Genomic DNA, 25,692 nt, shown 5'->3' with positions numbered 1-25,692 from the left:
CCGAGGACGGTCGATGTCTGCCCGGGAGCGCGGATGCGACCGCCTCCCGGGACATCTTAATCAGATTTCGTCGATACAAGCCCGAGGGTGACGATCCGGGTGGGATAGTTCATCCAACAGTTCACTTTTTGTTCTTGTTCATCAAAGCCAGATCGGCTAGGCTTTCGCCAGCGTTGCAAGTGTAGAGACCCGCCTTGGCCAAATCCCGTTCTTCCTTCGTCTGCCAGGCCTGCGGGGCCGTGACCACGCGCTGGCAGGGGCGGTGCGATGCCTGTGGCGAGTGGAATACCATCGTCGAGGAAATCACCGACAGTGGCGTGGGCGCGGGGCCGAAATCGGCCAAGGCCAATGGACGACCGACCAACCTGGTGCCGCTCTCGGGGGAGACGGAGAGCGCGGCGCGGGTGGTGACCGGGCTGGCAGAACTGGACCGGGTGACCGGGGGCGGGTTCGTCAAGGGTTCGGCGCTGCTGGTGGGCGGCGATCCGGGGATCGGCAAATCGACGCTGCTGCTGCAATCGGCGGCGGCTTTGGCCAACCAGGGCAGACGCGTTGTCTATGTCTCGGGCGAGGAGGCGGTGGCGCAGGTGCGCTTGAGGGCGCAAAGGCTGGGGCTGGGCGAGGCCAATGTGATGCTGGCGGCCGAGACCAATGTGGAGATCATCCTCGCGACGCTGGAAAACGGCCCTGCCCCCGACCTTGTCATCATCGACTCCATCCAGACGCTGTGGACCGACCGCGTGGATTCTGCGCCGGGCACCGTGACGCAGGTGCGTACCTCGGCGCAGGCGCTGACGCGATTCGCCAAGAAGAGCGGCGCGGCGGTGGTGCTGGTAGGGCATGTGACCAAGGACGGGCAGATCGCCGGGCCGCGCGTGGTCGAGCACATGGTCGACGCCGTGCTCTATTTCGAGGGCGATGCCAGCCACACATTCCGCATCCTGCGCGGGGTGAAGAACCGCTACGGCGCCACCGACGAGATCGGCGTCTTCGCCATGACCGAACTGGGGCTGGAGCAGGTGGCCAATCCCTCGGCTTTGTTCCTCGACCAGCGCGACGAGGGGGCGGCGGGCTCAGCGGTGTTTGCCGGGATGGAGGGTACGCGGCCGATCCTCATCGAAATCCAGGCGCTGGTGGCGCCGTCTCCCCTGGGCACGCCGAGGCGAGCCGTGGTGGGTTGGGATAGCTCGCGCCTCTCGATGGTGCTGGCGGTGCTGGAAACGCGCTGCGGGGTGCGGATCGGGGCCAATGACATCTATCTCAATGTGGCGGGAGGATTGAAGATCAACGAACCGGCGGCGGACCTGGCCGTGGCGGCGGCGCTGATCTCGTCGCTCACCAGTTCGCCGCTGCCGACCGACGCCGTCTATTTCGGCGAGATTTCGCTGGCCGGTGGCATCAGGCCGGTGGCGCATGGCTCGCTGCGGTTGCGCGAGGCGCAGAAGCTGGGGTTCAAGTCGGTCTCGACCGGACGGCTGGGCACGGCAGACCGGGCCTCGGGGCTTGTGGTGTCGGAATTTTCGGCTTTGTCCGAACTGGTGGGCCGCATCGCCGCAGCGGGCAAGCCGCGCGAACCGGAACGCGAGGAGTGGTAGTCAGGCGCTGACCGGCTGCCGCAGGATCTTGGACATGGGGCGGCCCTTGGCGAGTTCATCCACCAGTTTGTCGAGGTAGCGGATTTCCTTCATCAGGGGCTCCTCGATCTCGGCCAGCTTGACGCCGCAGACCGAGCCGGTGATGAGCGCGCGGTCGGGATTGAGATGCGCCTGGGTGAAAAAGGTCTCGAAGGTGGTCTGGTTGGCCAGCTCGCGCTCCAGCGATTCCTGGCTATGGCCGGTCAGCCAGCGGATGACTTCGTCGACCTCGTCCTTGGTGCGGCCCTTGCGCTCTACCTTTGCGAGGTAGAGGCGATAGACGCTGGCGACGCTCATGGCATAAACGCGCTGATTGTTCTTGCTGTTCATGACGACTCCATTGCCTGTGCTCTACCGCGCGGGTGCGGCGCCGGCAGGTTAACAGTTTTTTTGGAGATTGGCTCCAGCCGGGCCCGCTGCCCTTGGCATCCCGCCACAAAGCGGCTAAACGAAGCCCGACAAGCCGGGGCGGCAACTGGAGCCAGGTGAAAGACATATGCTGACTGCGTTCGACGTTGGTGTTGGTGTTCTGGTGCTGATTTCGGCGATTCTCGCCACCGCGCGCGGTTTGACGCGCGAAGTGCTGTCGCTGGCGACATGGGCCGGCTCGGCGGCCGTCGCGATCTACATGATGCTGTACCACAAGGACATTGCCGAGCAGTACATTGCCGAGCCGATCGTGGCGCAGGTCGCCACCGTGGTCGTGACCTTCATCGTGGCGCTGATCGTGCTGCATCTTTTGACCATGCGCATCGCCGATTTCGTGGTCGATAGCCGCATCGGGCCGATCGACCGGACGCTGGGCTTCGTGTTCGGCGTGCTACGCGGCGTGCTGATCGCCATTGTCATCACCATTTTTGGCACCTGGCTGATGGCCGACAAGCTGCCGAGCTGGGCGGCGGAGTCGCAGGCGCTGCCGCATCTGCAAAGCATGGGGCAGACGCTGATCTCGCTGCTGCCGGAGGGCCTGGAACAGCAGGTGACCGACATGCTGCAGGGTGGCACCGGGCTGACCGACGATTCCGAATCGCCCGCCATTCCGCTCGACGAGGGCACGGACGCGACCGAAGACGGCACGGTGGCGCCGCCGGCCGCGGTGCCTGCGACGCAGACCTGATCATAATCCGGTGAGCGCGGCGCGCTTGCCACAACCCTGACCGTCTTTCGAGGCATTGGTCGGTAGACGCAAAATGGGCTATGGGGTGGCAACCACTCATCCCCTGGCCCTGTCGCCATTGGCGACACGCATTCTGGCTTGCGGTTGAGGCAGCATTGGCATGGAGAGCCCGGTGAACCATCCGAGCGATGACTCTTTTCTCGATGAACTTGAAGGCGACACGCTGCATGAAGAGTGCGGCGTGTTTGGCATTTTGGGGCATAGCGACGCCGCGACCCTGACGGCGCTGGGGCTGCATGCGCTGCAGCATCGCGGACAGGAAGCGGCCGGCATCGTCAGCTTCGACGGCAAGCAGTTCTTCACCGAGAAGCGCATGGGGCTGGTGGGCGACCACTATACCGACCCGGCTTTGCTGGCGAAGCTCCCCGGTTCGATGGCGATGGGCCATACGCGCTATTCGACCACCGGTGAAGTGGCGCTCCGCAATGTGCAGCCGCTGTTTGCCGAACTGGAGGATGGCGGCATCGCCATTGCCCATAACGGCAATTTCACCAATGGGCTGACGCTGCGCCGGCAGATCATCGCTACCGGCGCGATCTGCCAGTCGACCTCCGATACCGAAGTGGTGCTGCATCTGGTGGCGCGCTCTCGCCATTCCTCCTCGACCGACCGCTTCATCGACGCGATCCGCCAGATGGAGGGGGGGTATGCCATGCTGGCCATGACCCGCACCAAGCTGATCGCGGCGCGCGACCCCATCGGCATTCGCCCGCTGGTGATGGGGGAACTGGACGGCAAGCCGATCTTCTGCTCGGAGACCTGCGCGCTCGACATGATCGGCGCCAAATATATCCGCGATGTCGAGAACGGCGAGGTGGTGATCTGCGAAATCCAGCCGGATGGCTCGATCAGCATCGAGGCGCGCAAGCCGGCGCGGCCGACGCCGGAACGGCCATGCCTGTTCGAATATGTCTATTTCGCCCGCCCCGATTCCGTGGTGTCCGGCCGCAGCGTCTATTCGGCCCGCAAGCGCATGGGGATGAACCTGGCCAAGGAAGCGCCTGTGGACGCCGATGTGGTGGTGCCGGTGCCCGATGGCGGCACGCCGGCGGCGATCGGCTATGCACAGCAGAGCGGTATTCCCTTCGAGCTGGGCATTATCCGCAACCACTATGTGGGCCGCACCTTCATCGAACCGACGCAGTCGATCCGCGCCTTCGGCGTCAAGCTCAAGCATTCGGCCAACCGGGCCGAAATCGCCGGTAAGCGCGTGGTGCTGATCGACGATTCCATCGTGCGGGGCACGACATCGGTCAAGATCGTGCAGATGATGCGCGACGCCGGGGCGACCGAGGTGCATATCCGCGTCGCCAGCCCGATGATCTATTATTCGGACTATTACGGCATCGACACGCCGGACCCGGAAAAGCTGCTGGCCAACCAGCACAAGAGCCTGGAATCGATGTGCAAGTTCATCGGTGCCGACTCGCTGGAATTCCTCAGCATCGACGGGCTCTATGAGGCGGTGGGTGGGGAGAAGCGCAACAATGCGGCGCCGCAATTCACGGACCACTATTTCACGGGCGACTATCCGACGCAGTTGACCGATCTCAATGGGCGCGCCAAGAGCGAGCCGAAACAAGTTTCCCTGCTCAAAGAGGCCGGTTAATGGCTGGAAATCAGGATATGACGGGTCAGGATCTGGCCGGCAAGGTCGTCCTCGTCACCGGCGCTTCGCGGGGCCTCGGCTACGCGTCGGCCATCGAGGCGGCAAAGCGCGGCGCCCATGTGGTGGCGGTGGCCCGCACGGTGGGTGGGCTCGAGGAACTCGACGACGAAATCCAGGACCTGGGATCGGCGGCGACGCTGGTGCCGCTGGATTTGCGCGACGGCGATGCCATCGACCGGCTGGGCGCGGCCATCTTCGAGCGCTGGGGCGCGCTGGACGGTCTCGTCGCCAATGCGGGGCAACTGGGCGTGCTGAGCCCGCTGCCCCATGTAAAGCCCGAGGATTTCGAGAAGGTGATGGCGGTCAACGTGACGGCCAACTATCGCCTGCTGCGCGCCACCGACCTGCTGCTGCGGCAATCGACGGCGGGCCGCGCGGTGTTCGTGTCGTCGTCGTCGGCGCGTTCGGCGCGGCCGTTCTGGGGGCTCTATGCCGCCAGCAAGGCGGCGGTGGACGCCATGGCCAAATCCTATGCCGGCGAGGTGGCGCAGACCAAGGTCAAGGTCAACGTGTTCTATCCCGGCGCGGTGCGCACGGCGATGCGCGCCAAGGCGATGCCGGGTGAAAACCCGGAGACGCTGCCCAAGCCGTCCGACATCGCCCCGCAACTGATCGACCTGATCAGCCCGGCGGTCAAGGAAAGCGGCAGGCTGTTCAACGTCGAGACCGGCGCCTTCGAGGATATCTGATGGTCGCGCTGCGGGCCTATCGGGCCGACGATCTCGATGCGCTCTACGAGATTTGCCTCGCCACCGGCGATGCCGGCGCGGATGCCTCGCCCCTGCATAATGACCGCAAGGCGGTGGGCCATATCTATGCGGCGCCCTATGGCGTGCTGGAGCCGGCCAATGTGTTCGTGGCCGAGGACGCCGAGGGCGTGGCGGGCTATGTGGTCGGCACCTATGACACCGCAGCCTTCGGCGCCCGGCTGGAGCGGGAATGGTGGCCGGCTTTGCGCCAGTACTATGCGCAGGCCACCGGGCTGACGCCGGCTGACCGGGAGCGCGTGGCATCCATGAACCGGCCGGGGGACAATCCGGCCGACATCGTGGCGCAATATCCGGCGCATATCCACATGAACCTGCTGCCACGGCTGCGTGGGCAGCGCGTGGGCACGGGGCTGCTGCAGCTGTGGGTGGAGCAGGCGCGGGCGGCCGGGGTGAGCGGGATTCACCTCGGAGCCAGCCCGAGCAATGCCGGCGGCATCGCCTTCTGGACGCGCAGCGGGTTTACGCCACTGCGGACGCAAGGGGCGGTCTGGTTCGGGATGACGTTGTAGGCTTCTCACCTCTCCCTTGGGGGAGAGGTCGACCCGTCTTCGGGTCGGGTGAGGGGGCCTTCCCCAAGCACCGCACCCAGTAAAGGCCCCCTCACCCGGCGCTACGCGCCGACCTCTCCCCCAAGGGAGAGGTGAAGAGGCCCTATTCCAGCTTTGTCATCAGCACCTTGTCGATGCGGCGGCCGTCGAGGTCCATGATCTCGAATTTCCAGCCATTGTGCTCGAAGGTTTCGCCAACGCCCGGCAGGCGATTGATGATGGAGAGGACATAGCCGGCCACCGTTTCGTATTTGGCGTCGCGGGGAATGGCGAGCTTGAGCTTGTCACCGAATTCGTCGACGGGCATCCAGCCGGCCACCAGCCAGGAACCATCGTCGCGCTTGACCAAAGCCGGGTCGTCACCGGTTTCTTCCTGGAACACGCCGGTAATGACTTCGAGAATGTCGCCCGAGGTGACGATGCCTTCGAAATGGCCGTATTCGTCGACGACAAGCGCCATGTGGACGGTGGAATTTCTGATGGCGCGGACCACGTCCAGCGCATCGGCGTGATCCATCACCACGGGCACGGGCTGCACGAACTTGCGGATATCGAGCGGCTGGCCGTTGGCGAAGACACCGATGATATCCTTGATCGCCACCACGCCGATGATCGAGTCGGCGTCGCCATCCTGCACCAGCAGCCGCGAGCGGTGGGTATCGAGGATGGTGCGGCGGATTTCGTCACCATCGTCGGACAGGTCGACCACGTCGACATCGAGGCGTGGCGTCATCAGGCCACGGGCCGAGCGATCGGCCAGGCGCATGACGCCCGAGATCATCGAATGCTCGTCACTTTCGATCACGCCGGCCGTGGTGGCCTCGGCAATGATGGTCTTGACCTCCTCCTCGGTGACCTTTTCCTCAGACTCGCCGCCCTGCCCCAGCAGGTGCAGGACGAGTTTGCCGGAAATGTCGAGAATCCAGACGACGGGCGAGCCGATGGCGGCCAGCAGCTTCATGGCGGGGGCGACGCGCGCGGCGACGCCTTCGGCATCGCGCAGAGCGATCTGCTTGGGCACCAGTTCGCCGATGATCAGCGAAATATAAGTGATGAGCACGACGACGACGCCGACGCCGAGCACGTCGGCGACATTGTCGGCAATGCCGATCGATTCGAGCCAGACGGTGAGGCGCAGGCCGAGCGTGGCGCCGGAAAAGGCGCCGGACAGAATGCCGACAAGGGTGATGCCGATCTGCACCGAGGACAGGAACTTGCCGGGGTCATCGGCAAGCTGGATGGCGGTGGCGGCGCCTTTATTGCCCTGATCGGCCATGGCGCGGAGGCGGGCGGGGCGGGCGGAAACGACTGCCAGTTCCGACATCGCCAACAGGCCGTTGATGATGGTCAGGACGACGACGATCAGTATTTCTGCGAACAAGGTCTTTTCATTGAATGCGGCCCCGCTCTCAGCATCGGGTCGCTTTGACCGGCGCAATATAGGGCCAAAAGGCCGGCTTGCACCATGGGCATGGAAAATATGTCGCGGGATTGCCGCGTTTGGCCATGGCCGCAACCAATCCGGCGTGAGACTCGTAGTCTCTTCCGATAGGGAGAACCCACCATGACGCTGGTCGACAAGCTGCTGATCCTTGCCGTTGCCGCCCAGGTGCTGCTGACGTTCGGCATCCTGGTATGGATGGGCTTCGAACGTGTGCCACGGGTGGCGCGTGGCGAAATCGCGGTCAAGGATATCGCAGTTGAGCGTCAGGGTTACCCGCTGCGCGCGCGACTGCTGTCAAACAATTTCGACAGCCAGTTCCAATTGCCGGTGTTGTTCTATGTGGCGGCGCTGTTGCTGCTGTGGAGCGGCGCCGCAGGCTGGATCGAGCTGGTACTGGCCTGGCTGTTCGTGGCTTTGCGCTATGGCCACGCCGCAGTGCACGTGACCACCAACCGGGTCTATCGGCGGTTCGCGATCTATACGGCGGGCCTTGTGGTGCTGGGGCTTCTGTGGCTATGGCTCGTATTGCGACTGACCATCCTAGCTCCGAGTATCTGAAATGCGCCTTCCGGGCCGCCTCTCCGCTGCCATTGCCGTGCTCACCGATGTCGAAACGCGCAAGCGGCCGGTGTCGGAGGCGCTGAAGGCGTGGGGGCTCAACAACCGCTTTGCCGGGGCAGGCGATCGCGCCGCCATCGGCAACCTGGTCTATGACGCGTTGCGGCGGCGGGCCTCGCATGCGGCGCTGATGGGCAGCGATACGCCGAGGGCGCTGGTGCTGGCCGTTGCCGTGCGCGACTGGGGCGAAGATCCGGCGGCGCTGAACGAGAGCTTTGCCGGGGATAATCATGCGCCCGAACCGCTGAGCGACGATGAAATGGCGCGCGCCGTTGGTCAACTGGGCGATGATGTGCCAGGCTGGGTGCTGGCGGATGTGCCTGAATGGCTGGCGCCGTCGCTGGAGCGCGGCTTTGGCGACAACTGGATTGCCGAAGGGCAGGACATGGCCGGGCGGCCGTCGCTGGACCTGCGCACCAATACTCTCAAATCCACCCGCGAGCGGGTGATGAAGTCGCTGGCGCGGTTCGCGCCAGCGGAGACGGCGATTTCGCCTGTCGGCGTGACCATGAAGGCGGGACCGCGCGATGCGCGGACGCCGAACGTCACCACCGACGAAGGCTATCTCAAGGGCTGGTTCGAAGTGCAGGACCAGGGCAGCCAGATCGTGGCGGCACTGGCAGGCGCGCAGCCGGGCGAACAGGTGCTCGACCTGTGCGCCGGGGCTGGCGGCAAGACGCTGGCGCTTGCGGCAGCGATGATGAACAAGGGGCAAATCTTTGCCTATGACAGCGACCGCAACCGGCTGGCGCCGATCTATGACCGGTTGAAGCGCAATGGCGCGCGCAACGTGCAGGTGCGGGCGCCGCAGCCGGGCGCGCTGGACGATCTGGTGGGGAAGATGGATCGCGTGGTGATCGACGCGCCCTGCACCGGCACGGGGACGTGGCGGCGGCGGCCGGACACCAAGTGGAAGTTGACGCCGGAACTGCTGAGCCAGCGCGTGGACGAACAGGCAGCGATCCTGGCCGAGGGGCAGCTTTACCTCAAGCCCGGTGGCACACTGGTCTACATCACCTGTTCGACCCTGCCGGAAGAAAACGACGAGCAAATCGCAGGCTTTCTCGCCGCCAATCCCGGCTTCGCCTCACTGGCGCCCGAGGACATGTGGGCGGCGGCTTTTGGCACCGCCCTGCCCGCGGGTCTGGCGACCGGCCAAGGCGGGATTGCGCTGACGCCACGGCTGACCGGAACGGACGGGTTTTATTTCAATGCGTTGCGGCGGACGAAGTGAACCGTCTTCGCGTTCGCGCGTTGGGGAGGATAGCCCCGTTTGAGCCTGATCCATGACCGTTCCCTCCCTCGCCGACTACAAGACCCCCCGCCCCTGGCTGACGCTGGGGGTCTTCCTCGTCGTGGTCATCGGCGTGGGGGCGCTGATCGGCACGCAATCGGTGCCCGGCGCCTGGTATGAGGGGTTGGCCAAGCCGCCGTTCAACCCGCCCAACTGGGTCTTCGGGCCGGTCTGGTTCGCGCTTTATGTGATGATCGCGGTGGCCGGCTGGCGCATCTGGATGATCGACGCCGGCAGCGGGCCGATGAAAATCTGGTTCGCGCAGATGGCGCTCAACTGGGCCTGGTCGCCGATCTGGTTCATCGGGCAGATGCTGTGGCCGGCCTTCGCCGTCATCGTCGCCATACTGGCGCTGATCGTGGGGTTCATCGTCTCGGGGCGCAAGCTCGACCCGGCCGCGGCATGGCTGTTCGTGCCCTACCTGGTGTGGGTGGGTTTCGCGAGCCTGCTCAACCTCTCCATCGCGGTGCTGAACTGATGCCGCAGACCTCGCCTGCGCGGGAGGTGCTTGCGGAATCTGCGGCGTGGCGATAATGGCTCGCCATGCACAGCACAGACACGCCCGACCGCCCGCAATCGATCCTCATCGTCGACTTCGGTTCGCAAGTCACACAGCTGATCGCGCGCCGTATTCGCGAGACCGGCGTCTATTGCGAAGTCCACCCGTTCAATAAGTCGGCTGCCGCTTTTGCCGCGATGCAGCCCAGGGGGGTGATCCTCTCCGGCGGGCCGGCCTCGGTCACCGAAGCGGGCAGCCCGCGGGCGCCGCAGGAAATCATCGATTCCGGCCTGCCGATCCTGGCGATCTGCTATGGCCAGCAGACATTCTGCCTGCAATTGGGCGGCACGGTCGAAGGCGGGCACCACCGCGAATTCGGCCGGGCGGATGTCGAAATCCTCGAACCCAGCGCGCTCTACGAGGGCATCTGGGAGGTCGGCGGGCGCTATCCGGTGTGGATGAGCCACGGCGATCGCGTCACCGAATTGCCCGACGGCTTCAAGGTCGTCGGCACCTCGCCCAACGCGCCCTTTGCCATCGCCACGGACGAAGCGCGCAAACGCTACACCACCATGTTCCATCCCGAGGTGGTTCACACACCCGATGGCGGCAAGCTGCTCGCCAATTTCGTGCACAGGATCGTCGGGCTCGAGTCCGACTGGAACATGGCTGCCTATCGCAGCAAAATGATCGAGAAAATCCGCGCCCAGGTCGGGTCCGGCAGGGTGATCTGCGGGCTGTCGGGCGGGGTGGATTCCTCGGTTGCTGCCGTTCTGATCCACGAGGCGATCGGCGATCAGCTCACTTGCATCTATGTCGATCACGGGCTGATGCGGCTCAACGAGAGCGAGCAGGTCGTGACCATGTTCCGCGACCAGTACAACATTCCGCTGGTGCATGTGGATGCGTCCAAGGTGTTTTTGCGGGAACTGGATGGCCAGTCGGACCCCGAGACCAAGCGCAAGATCATCGGCCGGCTGTTCATCGAGACCTTCGAGGAAGAGGCGAAGAAGCTGGGCGGGGCGCAGTTCCTGGCGCAGGGCACGCTTTATCCGGACGTGATCGAATCGGTGTCCTTCACCGGCGGTCCTTCGGTGACGATCAAGAGCCACCACAATGTGGGTGGGCTGCCTGAGCGCATGAATATGCAACTGGTGGAGCCGCTGCGCGAGCTGTTCAAGGACGAAGTGCGCGTGCTGGGGCGCGAACTGGGCCTGCCCGAGAGCTTCATCGGCCGGCATCCCTTCCCCGGTCCGGGCCTCGCCATTCGCTGTCCGGGCGGGATCACGCCGGAGAAGCTGGATATCCTGCGCCAGGCCGACGCCATCTATCTCGATGAAATCCGCAAGTCGGGCCAGTATGACAAGATCTGGCAGGCTTTCGCCGTGCTGCTGCCGGTGCAGACAGTGGGTGTGATGGGCGACGGGCGGACCTATGAATTCGTCTGCGCGCTGCGGGCCGTGACCTCGGTCGACGGCATGACGGCGGATTTCTACCAGTTCGACATGAACTTCCTCGGCAAGACGGCCACCCGCATCATCAACGAAGTGCGCGGCATCAACCGGGTGGTCTATGACGTGACCAGCAAGCCGCCGGGCACGATCGAGTGGGAATGACGGCCTAGCCAGTCATCCACAGGTCAATGCGACGGCGGATTGACCGATGTGGTGCGCTGTTCTACCAAAGAACAAACAGGGAACAATGAGCTATGCCATGGAGATGCAATTCGAGCTTTTTGGTGGCTCGCCGGCTGTAGCGCAAGCGAGGGCGCTGGAGCATCGGTATTACTTTACGCTGTTGCCGCCGCCTGCAGTAGCTCAGGAGATCGAGCGCGGGGCGGCGCTGCTCGGGCGGCGGTTTGGTCTGCGCAATGTGGTGCGGGCGGAGCGGCAGCATGTGTCGCTGCATATGGTGCAACGCGGGCGGGAAATCGGCGAGGATTTGCTGGATGAAGCGCTGTCCGTCGGCGAGGCCATCCGGCGACCGGGATTTGAGCTGGCATTCGATACGGTGCTGACCTTTGCCGGCCAACGACCAAAAACGGGTGGACGGGCGCAATATCCGACTGTGCTGAGTTGCTCGAATGGCGGGCGGGATCTGCTGGCGCTGTATGGCGATATCCGTGCGGAGATGCAGCGGCGCGGCTTGCGGGTCGGGCCACGCGCGATGGTGCCGCATCTGACAATCTGGTACGGGCCCGAACGGGTGCCGGAGCGGCCGTTGCGCCGGGCCTATCGCTGGCCGGTGCGATCATTCTGGCTGGTGCATACAGTGCCGGGAACGCGGCGGCCGGACTATCTGGCCGAGTGGTCGCTGGGCCGGCACGGCGGAGCCTGACCATGGCGGGTCCTGCCCGCATTTGCTTTCCCCCGGCAGCATGCTAAACGTGCGCGCAATTGCAGTGATGACCTTAGGCAGGCCATGTCCCAGGACAATATTTTCCGCGAAGTCGACGAGGAGTTGCGCAGCGATCGCATGCGCGCCCTGTGGCGGCGTTTCGCCCCCTATGTGATCGGCGCGGCCGTCGGCGTGGTGGCGATCGTCGCCGTCAACGAAGGCTGGACCTGGTATCACGCCAACAATGCCGCGCAGTCGTCGGACGAACTCTATGCCGCGTTCGACGCCATCGATGGCGGCGACCTGGCATCGGCGCAGAACCAGCTCACGGCGCTGTCGGTCAATGGCAGCGGCAGCTATCCGGTGCTGGCGCAGTTCCGCAAGGCCGGCGTGCTGGCCCGCCAGGGCGATGCCGCGGGGGCCGTGGCCGCCTATGACGAACTGGCCAATACCCAATCGAACCCGCGCCTGCGCGAACTGGCGCTGGTGCTGGGCGCCACGCTGATGGTGGATGCCGGCACGGTGGCCGATGTGGAATCGCGCGTCGGCAGCATTGCGGCCGAAGGCAGCCCGCTGCGCAACGCCGCGCGCGAAGCGCTGGGGCTGGCGCAATACAAGGCTGGCGATTTTGCCGCCGCGCAGGCAAGCTTTGAGGCCGTGGTCAACGACCCGATGGCGCAGAGCAATGTGCGCAACCGCATGGGCTATTACCTGGCCCAGTTGCTGTCGCAGGGCGCCATTGCGGCAGAGCCGGCGACTGCCGATGCCGCCGCCACCGCCATCGACGAGATCGTCAGCGATGAAGCGCCGGCGGCCGACGCTCCCGCTGCCACCACCGAGGCCGAGCCGGCCGCGCAGTAGCGGCCGCCTACGCCTGACGCCGGATCGGAACACGCATAATATGACCGTCACCGTTGCCATTGTCGGTCGTCCGAATGTCGGCAAATCCACGCTGTTCAACCGCCTGGTCGGGCGCAAGATCGCGCTGGTCGACGATACGCCGGGCGTTACGCGCGACCGGCGCGAGGCCGAGGGCCGCATCGCCGACCTGACGTTCCGCATTCTCGACACTGCCGGCTACGAGGACGTGACCGACGGGAGCCTGGAAGACCGGATGCGCCAGCAGACCGAGCTGGCGATCAAGGAAGCCGACGTCATCCTGTTCATGATCGACGCCCGCGCCGGCGTGGTGCCGCTGGACCAGCGCTTCGCGCAGGTTTTGCGCAAGGCCGGCAAGGACGTGCATCTGGTCGGCAACAAGGCCGAGAGCGGCGCGGCCGAGGCCGGGCTGGTGGAAGCCTTCAAGCTCGGCTTCGGCGAGGCCATCGCGCTGTCCGCCGAGCATGGGCTGGGGCTGTCGGAACTCTACTCCATCGTCTCGGCGACGATCGACCGGAAGAATGCCGAGAGCGCGGCGATCGAGGTCGGCGATCTCGACGAGATGCCCGAGACCGATATCGACATCACCGAGGATATGCTCGAGGGCGAAGGCGACGAGGCGACCCTGCGCTGGAACCCCAAGCGCTACCTCAACGTCGCCATTGTGGGCCGACCCAATGCCGGCAAGTCGACGCTGATCAACCGCATGGTGGGCGAGGAGCGCGTGCTGGTGGGGCCGGAAGCCGGTATTACCCGCGACAGCATCCTGGTGCCGTGGGAGTGGGAAGGCCGGGTGATCAACCTGGTCGATACCGCCGGCATCCGCCGCCGCTCGCGCGTCACCGAGAAGCTGGAAAAGCTGGCGGTGGGCGATAGCCTGCGCTCGATCCAGTATGCCGAAGTCGTGGTGCTGATGCTCGACGCGACGATTCCCTTCGAAAAGCAGGACCTGGCGCTGGCCGACCTGGTCGAGCGCGAGGGCCGTGCGCTGGTCATCGCGGTCAACAAGTGGGACCTGATCGAGGACAAGAACGAGCATCTCAAGATGCTGCGCGAGGAATGCGACCGGCTGCTGCCGCAGTTGCGCGGCGTGCCGCTGGTGACGCTGTCGGGCTTGACGGGCAAGAATATCGACAAGCTGATGGATGCCGTCTTCGCCATCGAGCGAAGCTGGAATTCGCATGTGTCGACGGCGCGGCTCAATCGCTGGCTGGCCGGCATGGTCGAAGGGCATCCTCCGCCGGCCGTTTCCGGGCGCCGGCTGAAGCTGCGCTACATGACGCAGGCCAAGACGCGGCCACCGAGCTTCATCCTGTTCGCCTCGCGGCCGGACGTGCTGCCGATGGCCTATCAGCGCTACCTGATCAACGGGCTGCGGGAGGCGTTCAACATCAAGGGCACGCCGATCCGCCTGTGGGTGCGCGGGGGCAGTGAGAACCCCTATAACGACAAGGGCAAGCGGAAGATCGGGTGAAAAGAGCCCGCGGTGGGAGCCGCGGGTTTTGTTTATCTGGGCGTTCCCGCACTCGGTGTCATCCCGGCCTTGAGCCGACGTTCTGAAGAAACACGATCCACCTTGCGGCGGCGGGCAAATCTCGGGATGGGCCCCGGCTCAAGGCCGGGGTGACATCGTGGGTGGGGCAGCTCAGTTTGGACTTACCGCCCGCTGCGGTAGTTGGGGGCTTCGCGCGTGATCGTCACGTCGTGGACATGGCTTTCACTCAGGGCGGCGCCGGAAATCTTCACGAATACGGAGTTTTCGCGGAAATCCCTCAGGTTGTGGGCGCCGGTATAGCCCATGGAGGCGCGCAGGCCGCCGGCGAGCTGGTGCAGCACAGCGCCGGCGGCGCCCTTATAGGGCACCTGGCCCTCGATGCCTTCGGGGACCAGTTTCATCTGGTCGCGCACATCCTGCTGGAAGTAGCGGTCGGCGGAGCCGCTTCCCATGGCGCCGACCGAGCCCATGCCGCGATAGGATTTGTAGGAGCGGCCCTGGTAGAGATAGACCTCGCCAGGGCTTTCGTCGGTGCCGGCCAGGAGCGAACCGACCATGACGCAGGAGGCGCCGCCGGCCAGGGCCTTGGCCATGTCGCCGGAGAATTTGATACCGCCATCGGCGATGACGGGAACGCCCTGGCGAGCCCCCTCCTCCGCGCAGGCCATGACGGCTGCGAGCTGGGGAACGCCGACGCCAGCGACGATGCGGGTGGTGCAGATGGAGCCGGGGCCGATGCCGACCTTGACCGAGTCGGCGCCTGCGTCGATCAGCGCGCGGGTGGCTTCGGCAGTGGCGACATTGCCGGCCACGATACGGGTGGAATTGCTCTCGCGCTTGACGCGCTCGACAGCCTCGGCAACGCGCACGGAATGGCCATGGGCGGTATCGATGACCAGGAGGTCGACGCCGGCATCGATCAGGGCCAGCGAGCGCTCGAAACCCTGATCGCCGACAGTGGAGGCGGCAGCGACGCGGAGGCGCCCCTGGGCATCCTTGACGGCGTTGGGATTGAGCTGGGCCTTTTCGATATCCTTGACGGTGATCAGGCCCGTGCAGCGGCCATCGGCGTCGATGACCAGCAGCTTTTCGATGCGATGCTTGTGCAGCAGCACCTTGGCTTCATCCTTGCTGACGCCGTCGCGCACGGTGACCAGGTTTTCATGGGTCATCAATTCGCGGATCGGCTGGGCCGGATGGGAGGCGAAGCGCACATCGCGGTTGGTGAGGATGCCGACCAGCTTGCCGATGGCGCGGCCGCCGGTGCCGCCATTTTCCACCACCGGGATGCCGGAAATGCGGTTGGCCTGCATCAGCGCCAGCGCATCGGCCAGGGTGGCGTCGGGACCGATGGTGATGGGGTTCACCACCATGCCCGACTCGAAGCTCTTGACCTGGCGCACCTGCTCGGCCTGCTCGGCGGCGGTGAGGTTCTTGTGGATGACGCCCAGCCCACCCGCCTGGGCCATGGCGATGGCCATGGCGCTCTCGGTGACGGTATCCATGGCCGAACTCAGGATGGGAAGATTAAGCGCTATATCCTTGGTAACATAGGTAGAAATGTCGGTTTCGGTGGGCAGGACATCGGAGCGTGCCGGCTGCAGCAACACGTCGTCGAAAGTCAGCGCGTAGTCGCCGGTTGCGGTAGTAATAATCTTCGCCAAGGCCAGACCTTTCCTGCCTTCTGATACAATCAGAAATGTTGGAGTACGAGCCGAGGCGAAAAGGACTCGCGGGCTCAGGTTGGCGAGGGTCAATAGCACCGGGTTGGCGGTTTGGGAAGGGCGGGATTGGCGCGCATGGCTGCCCCACGGCCAGGTTGGGCAGCTGGCGGCGCCGGGACGGCTCTAAAGGCGCGCCACCATGGCATTAATCTACCATACAAGTTCTGGTTTGGCCTTTTCAGCGGCGGCGGCGGCGTCCATAGTATGGCGGCCGCCTCGTCGCGGCGTCCTCGATTCCTCCCGGTTCAACATCGTGATCCGCGTCACACCTCTCATCCTGGCGGTCGCCCTGTTCATGGAGCAGATGGATTCGACCGTCATCGCCACGTCGCTGCCGGCGATCGCCACCGATATCGGCACGGAGCCGATCGCGCTCAAGCTGGCGCTGACGGCCTATTTCGTGGCGCTCGCCATCTTCATCCCGGTCAGCGGCTGGATGGCCGACCGGTTCGGGGCCAAGAACATCTTCCGGCTGGCGATCTTCGTGTTCATGCTGGGTTCGCTGGCCTGCTCGTTTGCATTCTCGCTCGAAACGTTCGTGATCTCGCGCTTCTTCCAGGGAATCGGCAGTTCGATGATGACCCCGGTGGGGCGCCTGCTGCTGGTGCGCTCGACGCCGCGAAACGAACTGGTTTCGGCAATGGCCTGGCTGACGGTACCAGCCCTGCTGGGGCCGCTGACGGGGCCGCTGATCGGTGGGTTCCTGACCACCTATCTCAGTTGGCACTGGATCTTCTGGATCAATATCCCCATCGGCATTGCCGGGATCATCCTGGCCGGCATTTTCCTCAACGTTCCCGATGCCCGTAATCCGCGGCCGATCGACCTGGTGGGTTTCGTGCTTGCGGGGATCGCGTTTGCCGGGACGGTGTTCGGGCTGTCGGTGGTGAGCCTTCCGGCCCTGCCGATCATCTATGGCTACCTGACGCTGGCCGTGGGCGTAACCTCGGGCATCCTGTACCTGCTGCATGCGCGCCGCACCGAATTTCCGCTGCTTGACCCGCAACTGTTCCGCCACAAGCTGTTCCGGTCCTCGATTACCGGCGGATCGTTCTTTCGCATCGGCGTGGGCGCCGTGCCGTTCCTGCTGCCGCTGATGCTGCAACTGGGGTTCGGGCTCAGTCCGTTCCAGTCGGGGGCCATCACCTTCGTCTCAGCCATTGGCGCCATCATGAGCAAGTTCATCGCCGAGCGGATCTATGCGTGGTTCGGGTTCCCGCGCACGCTCGGCTTTGCGGCCTTTTTCGGCGGATTGCTGATCGCCGGGCAAGGCCTGTTCAACATGGATACGCCGGTGCCGGTCATCATGGCGGTGCTGCTGGCCGGGGGCATCCTGCGATCAGTGTTCTTCACCGGCTCCAACGCCATCGGCTATGCCGATGTCAACGATGAGGAGGCCAGCCAGGCCACGGCCATCGTGGCGGTGTGCCAGCAATTGAGCGTTGCCTTCGGCGTGGCGGTGGCCGGCGGATTGCTCGAGCTCACCACGCGGTGGCGCGGGAGCGAACTGGCGCTGATCGATTTCCAGATTGCATTTTTCGTGGTCGGGGGGCTCAGCGCCCTGGCCGCATTCATTTATTGGCGCCTGCCGGCAGATGCCGGAAGCAATGTTTCCGGGCACAAGGCCGTCGCCGTTCAAAAGGAGTGACCGGGAATTTCCCGGCAAGCTGCCGTGTCGCGCATCATCCCCCTCATTCTCGCTACCGCCTTGTTCATGGAAAACATGGATGCGACGGTGATTGCGACCTCGCTGGCGACCATTGCCGAGGATATCGGCACCGATCCGATCTCACTCAAGCTGGCGCTGACGGCATATCTGGTAGCGCTGGCTATCTTCATCCCGATTTCGAGCTGGATGGCCGACCGGTTTGGCGCGCGCAACGTGTTCCGCGTGGCCATGGTCGTGTTCATGATCGGCTCGGTGGCCTGCGCGGTGTCGGACTCGCTGCTGGCCTTTGTGATTGCCCGCTTTATCCAAGGCATGGGCGGGGCGATGATGACGCCGGTGGCACGGCTGGTGCTGGTGCGGGCCACGCCGCGGCACCAATTGGTCAATGCCATGGCGTGGCTGACCATTCCGGGGCTGATCGGCCCGATCATGGGGCCGCCCTTTGGCGGCTTTCTCACGACGTTCCTGAGCTGGCACTGGATCTTTCTCATCAACGTGCCGATCGGCATTGCCGGGGTGCTGCTGGTGGGCCGTTTCCTGCCCGAGACGCAGCGCAATGCGCCACGCCGGATCGATATGGGCGGCTTCGTGTTGGCCGGAACGGCGTTCGCGCTGTTCGCCTTCGGCACGTCGGTCATCAGCCTGCCGGCGCTGCCGCCGATCTATGGGGTGATCGCCACGGTGATCGGCGTCGGCATCGGCGCGGTCTATGTGCGCCATGCCTTGAACACCGAGTATCCGCTGCTCGACCTGCGGCTGTTCCGCTTTCCCTATTTTCGTAGCGCCATCGTGGCCGGGGCGGCCTTCCGGCTGGGCCAGGGGGCGACGCCGTTCCTGTTTCCCCTGATGCTGCAACTGATCTTCGGCATGACGCCGTTCGAATCCGGCATGGTGACCTTTGCCGGGGCGCTGGGCGCCATCATCGCCAAGTTCTTCGCCGACTGGATTTTCAAGGCGCTCGGCTTCAAGCTGTCGCTGGCCATATCGACCGGTATTTCGGCTATCGGCATCCTGGTGATGGGGTTCTACACGCCCGAGACGTCGGTGGCGCTGATCATCAGCATCCTGGTGTTTACCGGGTTCTGGAACTCGACCTTCTGGACCGGATCAAGCGTCTTCGTCTTCGCCGATATCGATGACAAGGATGCCGGCCAGGCCAATGTCATCAGCCAGGTGACCGGACAATTGACGATGGCAATGGGCATTGCGGTCGGCGGTGGGGTGCTGGAGGCGTCGCAGGTGCTGCGAGGCGACGGACAGTTGCTGCTGTCGGACTTCCATGCGGCATTCTTCATCGTGGGCGCGATCTGCGCCATTTCAACGGCAATGTTCATGCGCCTGCCGAAGGATGCCGGGCATCAGCTGACGAAAGAGCCGCACGCGCATTGAGGGCCCTCACCCCCTTGGGGGAGGGTGAAGAGGCTCAGTCCTCGGTCTCTTCGGCCTCCACCTTGTCCTTGAAGCCCTTGGCGATGAGGTAGGCTTCGGCCGAGTCCTGGCGGCTGGACGGGGGCTTGGCGTGGACGGTGGTCTTGAAGTGGCGCTTGAGCATGTGCAACAGCTCATGCTCGGTGCCGCCCTGGAACACTTTGGCGACGAAGGTCCCGTTCGGCGCCAGCACGTCGATGGCGAAATCGGCGGCGATCTCGATGAGCTGGACGATGCGCAGGTGATCGGTGGGGCGATGGCCGGTAGTGGGCCAGGCCATGTCGCTCATGACCAGGTCGACCTTCTTGCCGCCCATGGCCTCGATAAGCATCGCGGGCGCGTCGTCCTCGGTGAAATCCTTCTGCAGCAGAATAACGCCGGGAATGGGGTCCATTTCGAGATAGTCGATGCCCACGATCAGCGGATTGGCAGAAGTCGAGCCGATGGCCTTGGCGGCCACCTGCGACCAGCCGCCGGGGGCCGCGCCAAGGTCGACGATGCGCATGCCCTTGCGGAACAGCTTGTGCTTCTCGTCCATCTCGCGAATCTTGAAGGCCGCGCGCGAGCGGTAGCCCTCGGCGCGGGCGCGGGCCACATAGGGATCGTTGAGCTGGCGCTCCAGCCACTTGGTGGATGAGACCTTGCGGCCTTTGGCCGATTTCACCCGGATCTTGAGATCCTTGTCGGACTTGCGGCCGCCCGTGCCGAGAGCTTTATCCACCATTGCCGTTCCTCCTGACATAGCGTGAGGGGCTTCTGTGGGTGCGATCGGCGTCCATCAGCGAAATCAGGATGCCCTCGCGCAGACCGCGATCGGCCACGCGCACGCGATCGGTCGGCCATTCCCGCCTTATGGCCTCGAAAATGGCGCAGCCGGGCAGCACCAGGTCGGCCCGGTCGCGGCCGATGCAGGGATGGGACACGCGACGATCGAACGGCATGGCCAGCAGCACCTTCATGGTGTCATCGACCTCGCCGCGCTTCATCCACAGGCCGTCCACCTTCTGCCGCTCATAGCGCTCCAGCCCCAGATGCAGGCCCGCCAGCGTGGTAACGGTACCCGAGGTACCGATGAGGTGCATGGGGTGGGTGGCGATCATCTGGCGCAGCTTTTCGCGGCCGCGGAACTGGCGCAGATGCTCGGAGACATGGGCCACCATGGCCTCGAAGACCTCGGCGGTAACATCGACGCCGCCGAATTTCTCGGCAATGGACACCACGCCCACCGGCAGGGACTGCCAGGAGCGGATCGAGGCCGACATGCGGCCCTGCGCCCTGGGACGGCCACCGCGGAAGTCGAGCCAGGCCAATTCGGATGAGCCGCCGCCGATATCGAACATCAGCGCGCCGGCGGCATTGCCCTCAATCAGGTCGGCACAGCCGGTGACAGCCAGCTCGGCCTCGGTGCGACGATCAACGATCTCAAGATCGAGCCCCAGTTCCTCTTTCACCCGGGCCAGGAAGGCCGGCCCGTTTTCGGCGGCGCGGCAGGCCTCGGTGGCGATCAGGCGCATGCGCGCGGGCTGATGCTCCCGCAGCTTGTTGCGGCACTGGCGCAAAGCCTCCACGGTGCGCTCCATGGCGGCGTCACTCAGCCGCCCGGTGACCGAAACCCCCTCGCCCAGCCGAACGATCCGGGTAAAGCCATCGAGCACGCGAAAGCCGTGATCATGCGGGCGGGCAATCAGCAGGCGGCAATTGTTGGTGCCCAGATCAAGCGCGGCATAGAGGGGGCCGCGATGCTTGCGCGGATTGGTGGCGGCTGAAGTCCGCTGGTCCGCTGCGAGCACAGGCGCGTCAGCCCCTGCCCTCCCCGCCGGTCCGGGACCGGACGGGGCACGGATTGCCGGCTCGTCAAGTGACGAAAGCCCGGCAGCGGACCGATCGGAATCGGTCACAGAAATCTCCTGTCGTGCGCGGTCGCCAGAACTGGCCAAGCCAGTCGCGCCCGAGCGCACTCTTCATTGCGTGTCGCCAATGACGGTAGTGCAAGGGGGCGCCAAGCGCAATGCCAGCGTCACGCGCGGCCGCCATGTCGGATGCGCTTGCAATCTCAATCCGCATTGTCTATGCAGTGCCCGCGCCGGACGCGTCACACGCCTCCCGCCATACCGCCGGGCCCTAGCCCGGATCCCTTGCTGGGGAATAGTTCAACGGTAGAACAGCGGACTCTGACTCCGTCAATCTTGGTTCGAATCCAGGTTCCCCAGCCAATCCTCCTCAATCAGCATCGCGGTGGTGTCTCTCCATAGGTGGGGATCACAAGCTCTGTCATTTCAGTAGCCGACAAAATGGCCCTAGGCTGCACTCACATATTGGGAGTGCACGATGAAACCGCTGAAAGATTGTCTTGTCGCCGCTTTTCTGACCGTCCTGGTGGGATTTGGCACCGCGCCTGTGGCGCAGGCCCAGGTGTCCGGCTATCGGATTGAGGGATGCAACGTTCACCTTGCCTTGTCATCTGGCCAGGTGACCCTTGCCGCAGCGCTATCTGCCACGGGCGATGCGATGAGCGTGCCGGTATCCTATGGTGACGCGCTGGGACAAATCCGCGCCTGTGCGGGTAGCATCAGGCACCATTTCTGTGCCGACCGCGTGCTCCATGAAGTGCTTTTTGAAGATTTCGAGTCCCTCAGGGCCATGGGAGAGGCCGTCGCCACGGCGGCCGCCGGCTATTGGCTGGATCGAAAGCTCGGCGGGAACGGCATCGTGGGGGCGCTTATCGGTGGAACCGCGGGCAGCGTGGTCCGGGGAGCAATCGTCGGCGGGCAATGCGCCGAAGATCTGCAGAGCCTGGCGCCGATTGCCCAGGCGGTCTACGGCGGGGCCCGCTTCAATGCCGACCATCTGCAGCCCCGGGAGGTGACCGACGTCATTCGCCAGGCAGCCGCGCACGGTGTCGTCACCTCCGAACAGGCCCAGACGCTGTGGCGCTATGTCGACGCCGTCAGCAGCCATATCCTGAGCCGGCACTGAACCGGCCGTCTCACGACGCCAGTGCCAGAGCCAGCAAATCCCCGTCGCTCATGTCCGGCCGGGTCAGATAGGTCTCGAGATCGTTCCAGAACGATTGCAGGAGCCCGGAGACCCGGCCCTGCCCCGCCTGGGACAGTTCGTCGGTCAGCAATTGGAATGCCGCCTCGCGTTGGCTGGGCGGCAATTCTTCCACAAGGGTCTCGAGGGCGCTGCGGAATGACAGCAGATAGGTGCGCTGCACCTGCCGGAGGCCCTCCATGCGAGCCACGATAATCTCGGCCTGCGCCGTGAGACTCACCTGCTGCTCGGGGGTACTGACCCTTATCCGGTCGACGAAGGCGCGGACATTGTCCTGCTGACGCTGAATTTCGGCGTTGCCGTCGACCAAGGCACCGACAAAGGCCGCGCCGCTCAGCAGGGTCGATTTGGCCGCCTCGTTCAGCGCCGCCTCCGCCGCTGCCTGCGCCGTGCGGAACTCGTGCTGCAGCGCGGTGAGCGCCTCTTGCCGGCGAGGGTCCAATTCGTCCTCGATCAGTCCGGCAAGATTGGCCAGCGGATCGGCTTCGTCCTGTGCCGGCGCATCGGCCAGCTCCACCCAGCGGTCGTGGATCGCAGCGACGGTCTCGTCCGAACCAGCAATATTCGTTGTCAGCACGAGGCGGAGCCCGAAGACCTCGCTGGCCAGCGCCTTGCCATCCACCGGGCTGAACAATGGGTATTCCGAGCGCTGGGCACTGTAGATCTGCTCGGCGGCCGATTGCGCCGAGCCACCGCGCGTGACGAGCCCGCCGGTCTGGCCGTGAGGCCGCCCAACCGCGTTCAATCGAAAGGGCTCGAGCTGCAGCTCCTCGGCATTGCCGTAAACATCGTAGAGGCCCAGCGGATTGGGCGCCCGCAGGCCGACGGCCGTGACTTCGCCGCGGCCCGCGCCGGGAGCGACATGCACCGCATAGGCGCCCAAGTCGCCATCGCCGAAAAACCGCCGCGCCGGGAAGATGGCGGGATCGACCCGCGCGCCACCGCGTACCGCATATTCCCACTCGACCTCGGTGGGCAGCCGCACATAGGCGACGGCGCCCGCCTGGCTCGGCAGCGCGTCGCGCGCCTCGGCATATAGCCATTCCGAATAGGCCTGGGAGAGCGAAACGGCGTCAAACCAGGACAGCCCGCCTTTCGCGATGCGGTCGCGCCGCGACGGTTCGGCGCAATTGCCCGACAAAGCCGCATACTGACCCTGTGTCAGCTCATAGCGGGCGATGTAGTAGTAGGAGACCCCTTCGGCCGGATCATCGAAGGCGCCACGAATATATTCGGAACGCAGATAATCGGCAAAGCCGCTTTCGGCCTGCGACTGCCCGACGCGAATGCGGCGGTCATCGAGGGGATCGGCGATATTGACCGGCACCGCCACCTTCTGGAACGCCATGGCGCCCCCGCAGGGCATGGGCAGCACCAGGTCCGCTGGCACCGGCGTTTCGGCGGCACCAGCGGGATCGTAAAGCTCGACCGGCCAGGTGATCTCCTGAGACAAGACCGGGGCACCGAAGCCGATGGCAAGGCAGATCGCGCCCGACAGGACCGGTAGTCTCGACATGCTATCCTCCCCTCAGAACGATGGCTGGATCGGTCCGCTGCGCCCGCCAGGCGGCGGCAAAGGACGTAACGACGACGAGGCCCAGAATGGCAAGGACAATGGCCGCGCCCTGTGGGGGCGTAATCACCACCAGGCCTCCCGAACTCGTGAGCCCCGTCTCGAACAGATGCTCGGCCATCTGCGCGGCCAAGGCAAACAGCGAAAACGAAGCCGCGATGCCCAGAACGGCCATCGCTGCGGCCTGCACCACCGGAAACAGCAGCAGGCCGGCCGGGGTAAGCCCCAGAAGCGCCAGGTTGGCGAGGGTATAACGCTTGCGCGCCGCCTCGGTCCAGAAGCTGGCGACCAGCGCCGAGGCCAGTCCCAACCCCGCGACGGACGTGGTCAGCAGGAGTGCCAGCCCCAGATTTCGTCCGAGCCCAAGCACGCGCGCCACCTCGCCGCTGCGCGATGTCGTGGCGATGCCGAAGCGCGCCTCTATCGCCTCCTGCAGGGGCGCGATCGCTTCGAGGCTCGTAGCGAAGGCCCGCAGCCCCTCGAAATCCTTGACACGCTGCGCCAGCGGCCGCCCCTCGGTAATGCCGTGCTCGGGCAGGGCATATTGATCATAAAAGGCCTCGACCAGGTCCAGCACTTCGATATCGGCAAGAACGGTGCGGCCACTGAGCACGTTTTCGGGCACGATCGCCACGACGTCGGCCACCAGCACCAGTTGCCGCGCCCGCTCGGGGGCCTGTGTTATGAGTTCGACCCGCGCTCCGGGCGCAATGTCTATCGCCTTGGCAAGGCCCGCACTCAAGGCGACCTCCCCCGCACCCAGCGCTTCGACGGGCAGCATGGGGTCGCCGCCGCCACTGGGCGAAAGCAGAGCGTCCCGCACCTGCCGACCGCCCTCGGGGCGCACATTGATGAAATCGAAGAGGCTGCGCGTCTTCAGAGTCACGAAGCCGGCACCGTCCATGGCGCGCACCTCGGCCGCATCGTCCTCGGTGAAGGAATGATTGCCGCGCGTATCGATCTGCAGCACGGTGGGGTCTGTCAGCAGCCGGCCGATCAATGCCTCATAGACGCCGTTGCGCACCCCAAACAGCAGCAGCAGCGGCACGATGACGCCAACCAGCATGGCGACGTTGCAGAAGAGGTAAACCCAGTCGCGCCGCAGGTCGCGCAGCGCCAGTCCCAGCAAGAGCATGGCGCTAGCTCCCGACAGGCTGGCGCACGAGCACACTACCCGCGTCGCCGGCCGCCACGTCGCGGTCGGGCTCGAGATGAAAGCGCTGCAAGGGCAGGCTGTCGAGCATGTCCACATCATGCGACGAAACGATCAGGGCGGCACCCTGCCGCTGCACCATCTCGAGCAGCAGGTCCATCGCGCCGGCGGCGTTGGCCGGGTCAAGCGCCGCCGTTGGTTCGTCGGCAATGACCATCACCGGCCGATGGGCCAGAGCGCGGGCGATGATGGCCCTTTGCCGCTGACCGATGGAGAGCTGGTGCGGGCGGAGCCTTGCCAGATCCTGCAAGCCGAGCCGGGCGATGAGGGTGTCGACAAACCCCGCATCCTCCCGCCCGCTGATCTTCTGGCTGAGCGCGATGTTTTCCCGCACCGTGTAGAACGGCAGCAAGCCACCACTCTGCGGCACGAAGCCGAAGTGATTGCCGCGCGCATGGGCGATGGCCCCGCCCTTCCAGCGCCTGCGCCACAATCCGGCAAGATCGACAAAGTCTTCGCCATCAAGAAACCCATAGAAGCCGACCGGATCGGGCCGCTTGAGCAGGCCGAGCACTTCGAGCAGCAGTGTCTTGCCGGTGCCGCTGGCACCGGTCAGCCCCACCGCCTGACCGGGATAGATTTCAAGCCCGTCTATAGCCAGGGTGAAGCTGCGCTCGCGGTCACGCAGCGACACCCGCACTCCGTCGGCGACGATTGTCGTTTTCAT

The 25,692-nt window shown here is 65.0% G+C and carries 23 protein-coding genes and 1 tRNA gene; 16 read left to right on the top strand and 8 right to left on the bottom strand.

Going from position 1 to position 25,692, the window contains the following annotated elements; translation table 11 throughout:
- The first annotated feature begins 194 nt into the window (after positions 1-194).
- A complete protein-coding gene (gene radA, locus ASD80_RS03685; protein WP_056229141.1) occupies positions 195-1,595 on the top strand; it encodes a DNA repair protein RadA in 1,401 nt (466 codons plus the stop codon).
- Here the strand turns inward: radA and ASD80_RS03680 are convergent, their stop codons facing one another.
- Complete coding sequence (locus tag ASD80_RS03680) at positions 1,596-1,964, bottom strand: DUF2200 domain-containing protein (protein WP_056229139.1); 369 nt, start codon at positions 1,962-1,964, stop codon at positions 1,596-1,598.
- 166 nt (positions 1,965-2,130) lie between these two features.
- On the opposite strand from ASD80_RS03680, the gene ASD80_RS03675 reads away from it, so the two are divergent.
- The 4 genes from ASD80_RS03675 to ASD80_RS03660 all read left to right on the top strand — a co-directional run bounded on the left by ASD80_RS03675 (position 2,131) and on the right by ASD80_RS03660 (position 5,759).
- A complete protein-coding gene (locus ASD80_RS03675; RefSeq protein WP_056229136.1) occupies positions 2,131-2,751 on the top strand; it encodes a CvpA family protein in 621 nt (206 codons plus the stop codon).
- 172 nt (positions 2,752-2,923) lie between these two features.
- Complete coding sequence (gene purF / locus ASD80_RS03670; protein ID WP_413813358.1) at positions 2,924-4,420, top strand: amidophosphoribosyltransferase; 1,497 nt, start codon at positions 2,924-2,926, stop codon at positions 4,418-4,420.
- 17 nt (positions 4,421-4,437) lie between these two features.
- Positions 4,438-5,169, top strand: coding sequence for an SDR family NAD(P)-dependent oxidoreductase (locus ASD80_RS03665; RefSeq protein ID WP_056229130.1), 732 nt, complete (start codon positions 4,438-4,440; stop codon positions 5,167-5,169).
- Entirely contained in the window at positions 5,169-5,759 is a 591-nt protein-coding gene (locus ASD80_RS03660) for a GNAT family N-acetyltransferase (protein WP_056229129.1), read from the top strand. Before ASD80_RS03665 ends, ASD80_RS03660 begins: the two co-directional genes overlap by 1 nt.
- A gap of 142 nt (positions 5,760-5,901) precedes the next feature.
- Here the strand turns inward: ASD80_RS03660 and ASD80_RS03655 are convergent, their stop codons facing one another.
- Positions 5,902-7,164: a hemolysin family protein gene (locus tag ASD80_RS03655; RefSeq protein ID WP_056229164.1), complete on the bottom strand. Its 1,263-nt coding sequence runs from the start codon at positions 7,162-7,164 to the stop codon at positions 5,902-5,904.
- A gap of 198 nt (positions 7,165-7,362) precedes the next feature.
- Between ASD80_RS03655 and ASD80_RS03650 the strand changes: the two genes are divergently transcribed.
- The 7 genes from ASD80_RS03650 to der all read left to right on the top strand — a co-directional run bounded on the left by ASD80_RS03650 (position 7,363) and on the right by der (position 14,343).
- Complete coding sequence (locus ASD80_RS03650) at positions 7,363-7,800, top strand: MAPEG family protein (protein ID WP_056229126.1); 438 nt, start codon at positions 7,363-7,365, stop codon at positions 7,798-7,800.
- 1 nt (position 7,801) lies between these two features.
- Positions 7,802-9,094, top strand: coding sequence for an RsmB/NOP family class I SAM-dependent RNA methyltransferase (locus ASD80_RS03645; protein WP_056229124.1), 1,293 nt, complete (start codon positions 7,802-7,804; stop codon positions 9,092-9,094).
- A 52-nt stretch (positions 9,095-9,146) separates the two neighbouring features.
- Entirely contained in the window at positions 9,147-9,632 is a 486-nt protein-coding gene (locus ASD80_RS03640) for a TspO/MBR family protein (RefSeq protein WP_056229121.1), read from the top strand.
- 65 nt (positions 9,633-9,697) lie between these two features.
- Positions 9,698-11,269 (top strand): glutamine-hydrolyzing GMP synthase, encoded by a 1,572-nt coding sequence (gene guaA / locus ASD80_RS03635; RefSeq protein WP_056229119.1) that lies wholly within the window; start codon positions 9,698-9,700, stop codon positions 11,267-11,269.
- Positions 11,270-11,354: 85 nt separating this feature from the next.
- Positions 11,355-11,990, top strand: coding sequence for a 2'-5' RNA ligase family protein (locus ASD80_RS03630; protein WP_056229117.1), 636 nt, complete (start codon positions 11,355-11,357; stop codon positions 11,988-11,990).
- An 84-nt stretch (positions 11,991-12,074) separates the two neighbouring features.
- Complete coding sequence (locus ASD80_RS03625) at positions 12,075-12,851, top strand: tetratricopeptide repeat protein (RefSeq protein WP_056229114.1); 777 nt, start codon at positions 12,075-12,077, stop codon at positions 12,849-12,851.
- A gap of 40 nt (positions 12,852-12,891) precedes the next feature.
- The gene (gene der / locus ASD80_RS03620) at positions 12,892-14,343 is read left to right on the top strand and encodes a ribosome biogenesis GTPase Der (RefSeq protein WP_056229111.1); all 1,452 of its coding nucleotides are present in this window, start codon (positions 12,892-12,894) and stop codon (positions 14,341-14,343) included.
- 182 nt (positions 14,344-14,525) lie between these two features.
- On the opposite strand, the gene guaB is transcribed toward der, so the two are convergent.
- Positions 14,526-16,028, bottom strand: coding sequence for an IMP dehydrogenase (gene guaB, locus ASD80_RS03615; RefSeq protein ID WP_056229108.1), 1,503 nt, complete (start codon positions 16,026-16,028; stop codon positions 14,526-14,528).
- Between the two features lie 355 nt (positions 16,029-16,383).
- On the opposite strand from guaB, the gene ASD80_RS03610 reads away from it, so the two are divergent.
- Together ASD80_RS03610 and ASD80_RS03605 are read left to right on the top strand one after the other, a co-directional pair.
- Complete coding sequence (locus ASD80_RS03610; RefSeq protein WP_056229161.1) at positions 16,384-17,736, top strand: MFS transporter; 1,353 nt, start codon at positions 16,384-16,386, stop codon at positions 17,734-17,736.
- Between the two features lie 24 nt (positions 17,737-17,760).
- Positions 17,761-19,146, top strand: coding sequence for an MDR family MFS transporter (locus ASD80_RS03605; RefSeq protein ID WP_244488931.1), 1,386 nt, complete (start codon positions 17,761-17,763; stop codon positions 19,144-19,146).
- 34 nt (positions 19,147-19,180) lie between these two features.
- Here the strand turns inward: ASD80_RS03605 and ASD80_RS03600 are convergent, their stop codons facing one another.
- Positions 19,181-19,909 (bottom strand): RlmE family RNA methyltransferase, encoded by a 729-nt coding sequence (locus ASD80_RS03600; RefSeq protein ID WP_056229105.1) that lies wholly within the window; start codon positions 19,907-19,909, stop codon positions 19,181-19,183.
- Positions 19,899-21,083, bottom strand: a complete 1,185-nt coding sequence (locus ASD80_RS03595) for a Ppx/GppA phosphatase family protein (RefSeq protein WP_082555030.1) — start codon at positions 21,081-21,083, stop codon at positions 19,899-19,901. Before ASD80_RS03595 ends, ASD80_RS03600 begins: the two co-directional genes overlap by 11 nt.
- A gap of 241 nt (positions 21,084-21,324) precedes the next feature.
- Here ASD80_RS03595 and ASD80_RS03590 point away from each other — a divergent pair.
- Positions 21,325-21,398 (top strand) — tRNA-Gln (locus ASD80_RS03590).
- Between the two features lie 115 nt (positions 21,399-21,513).
- Positions 21,514-22,161 (top strand): hypothetical protein, encoded by a 648-nt coding sequence (locus ASD80_RS03585; RefSeq protein WP_056229099.1) that lies wholly within the window; start codon positions 21,514-21,516, stop codon positions 22,159-22,161.
- A gap of 10 nt (positions 22,162-22,171) precedes the next feature.
- Here ASD80_RS03585 and ASD80_RS03580 read toward each other — a convergent pair whose 3' ends face one another.
- Genes ASD80_RS03580 through ASD80_RS03570 form a run of 3 tightly spaced genes read right to left on the bottom strand, consistent with a single transcriptional unit; the run spans position 22,172 to position 25,692 of the window.
- Positions 22,172-23,755, bottom strand: a complete 1,584-nt coding sequence (locus ASD80_RS03580) for a formylglycine-generating enzyme family protein (protein ID WP_056229096.1) — start codon at positions 23,753-23,755, stop codon at positions 22,172-22,174.
- 1 nt (position 23,756) lies between these two features.
- Positions 23,757-24,947 (bottom strand): ABC transporter permease, encoded by a 1,191-nt coding sequence (locus ASD80_RS03575; RefSeq protein ID WP_056229094.1) that lies wholly within the window; start codon positions 24,945-24,947, stop codon positions 23,757-23,759.
- A 4-nt stretch (positions 24,948-24,951) separates the two neighbouring features.
- Positions 24,952-25,692, bottom strand: coding sequence for an ABC transporter ATP-binding protein (locus ASD80_RS03570; protein WP_056229092.1), 741 nt, complete (start codon positions 25,690-25,692; stop codon positions 24,952-24,954).

The organism is Devosia sp. Root635, from assembly GCF_001427605.1.
Taxonomy (GTDB): domain Bacteria; phylum Pseudomonadota; class Alphaproteobacteria; order Rhizobiales; family Devosiaceae; genus Devosia.
This window is presented reverse-complemented; position numbering and strand designations above follow the sequence as displayed.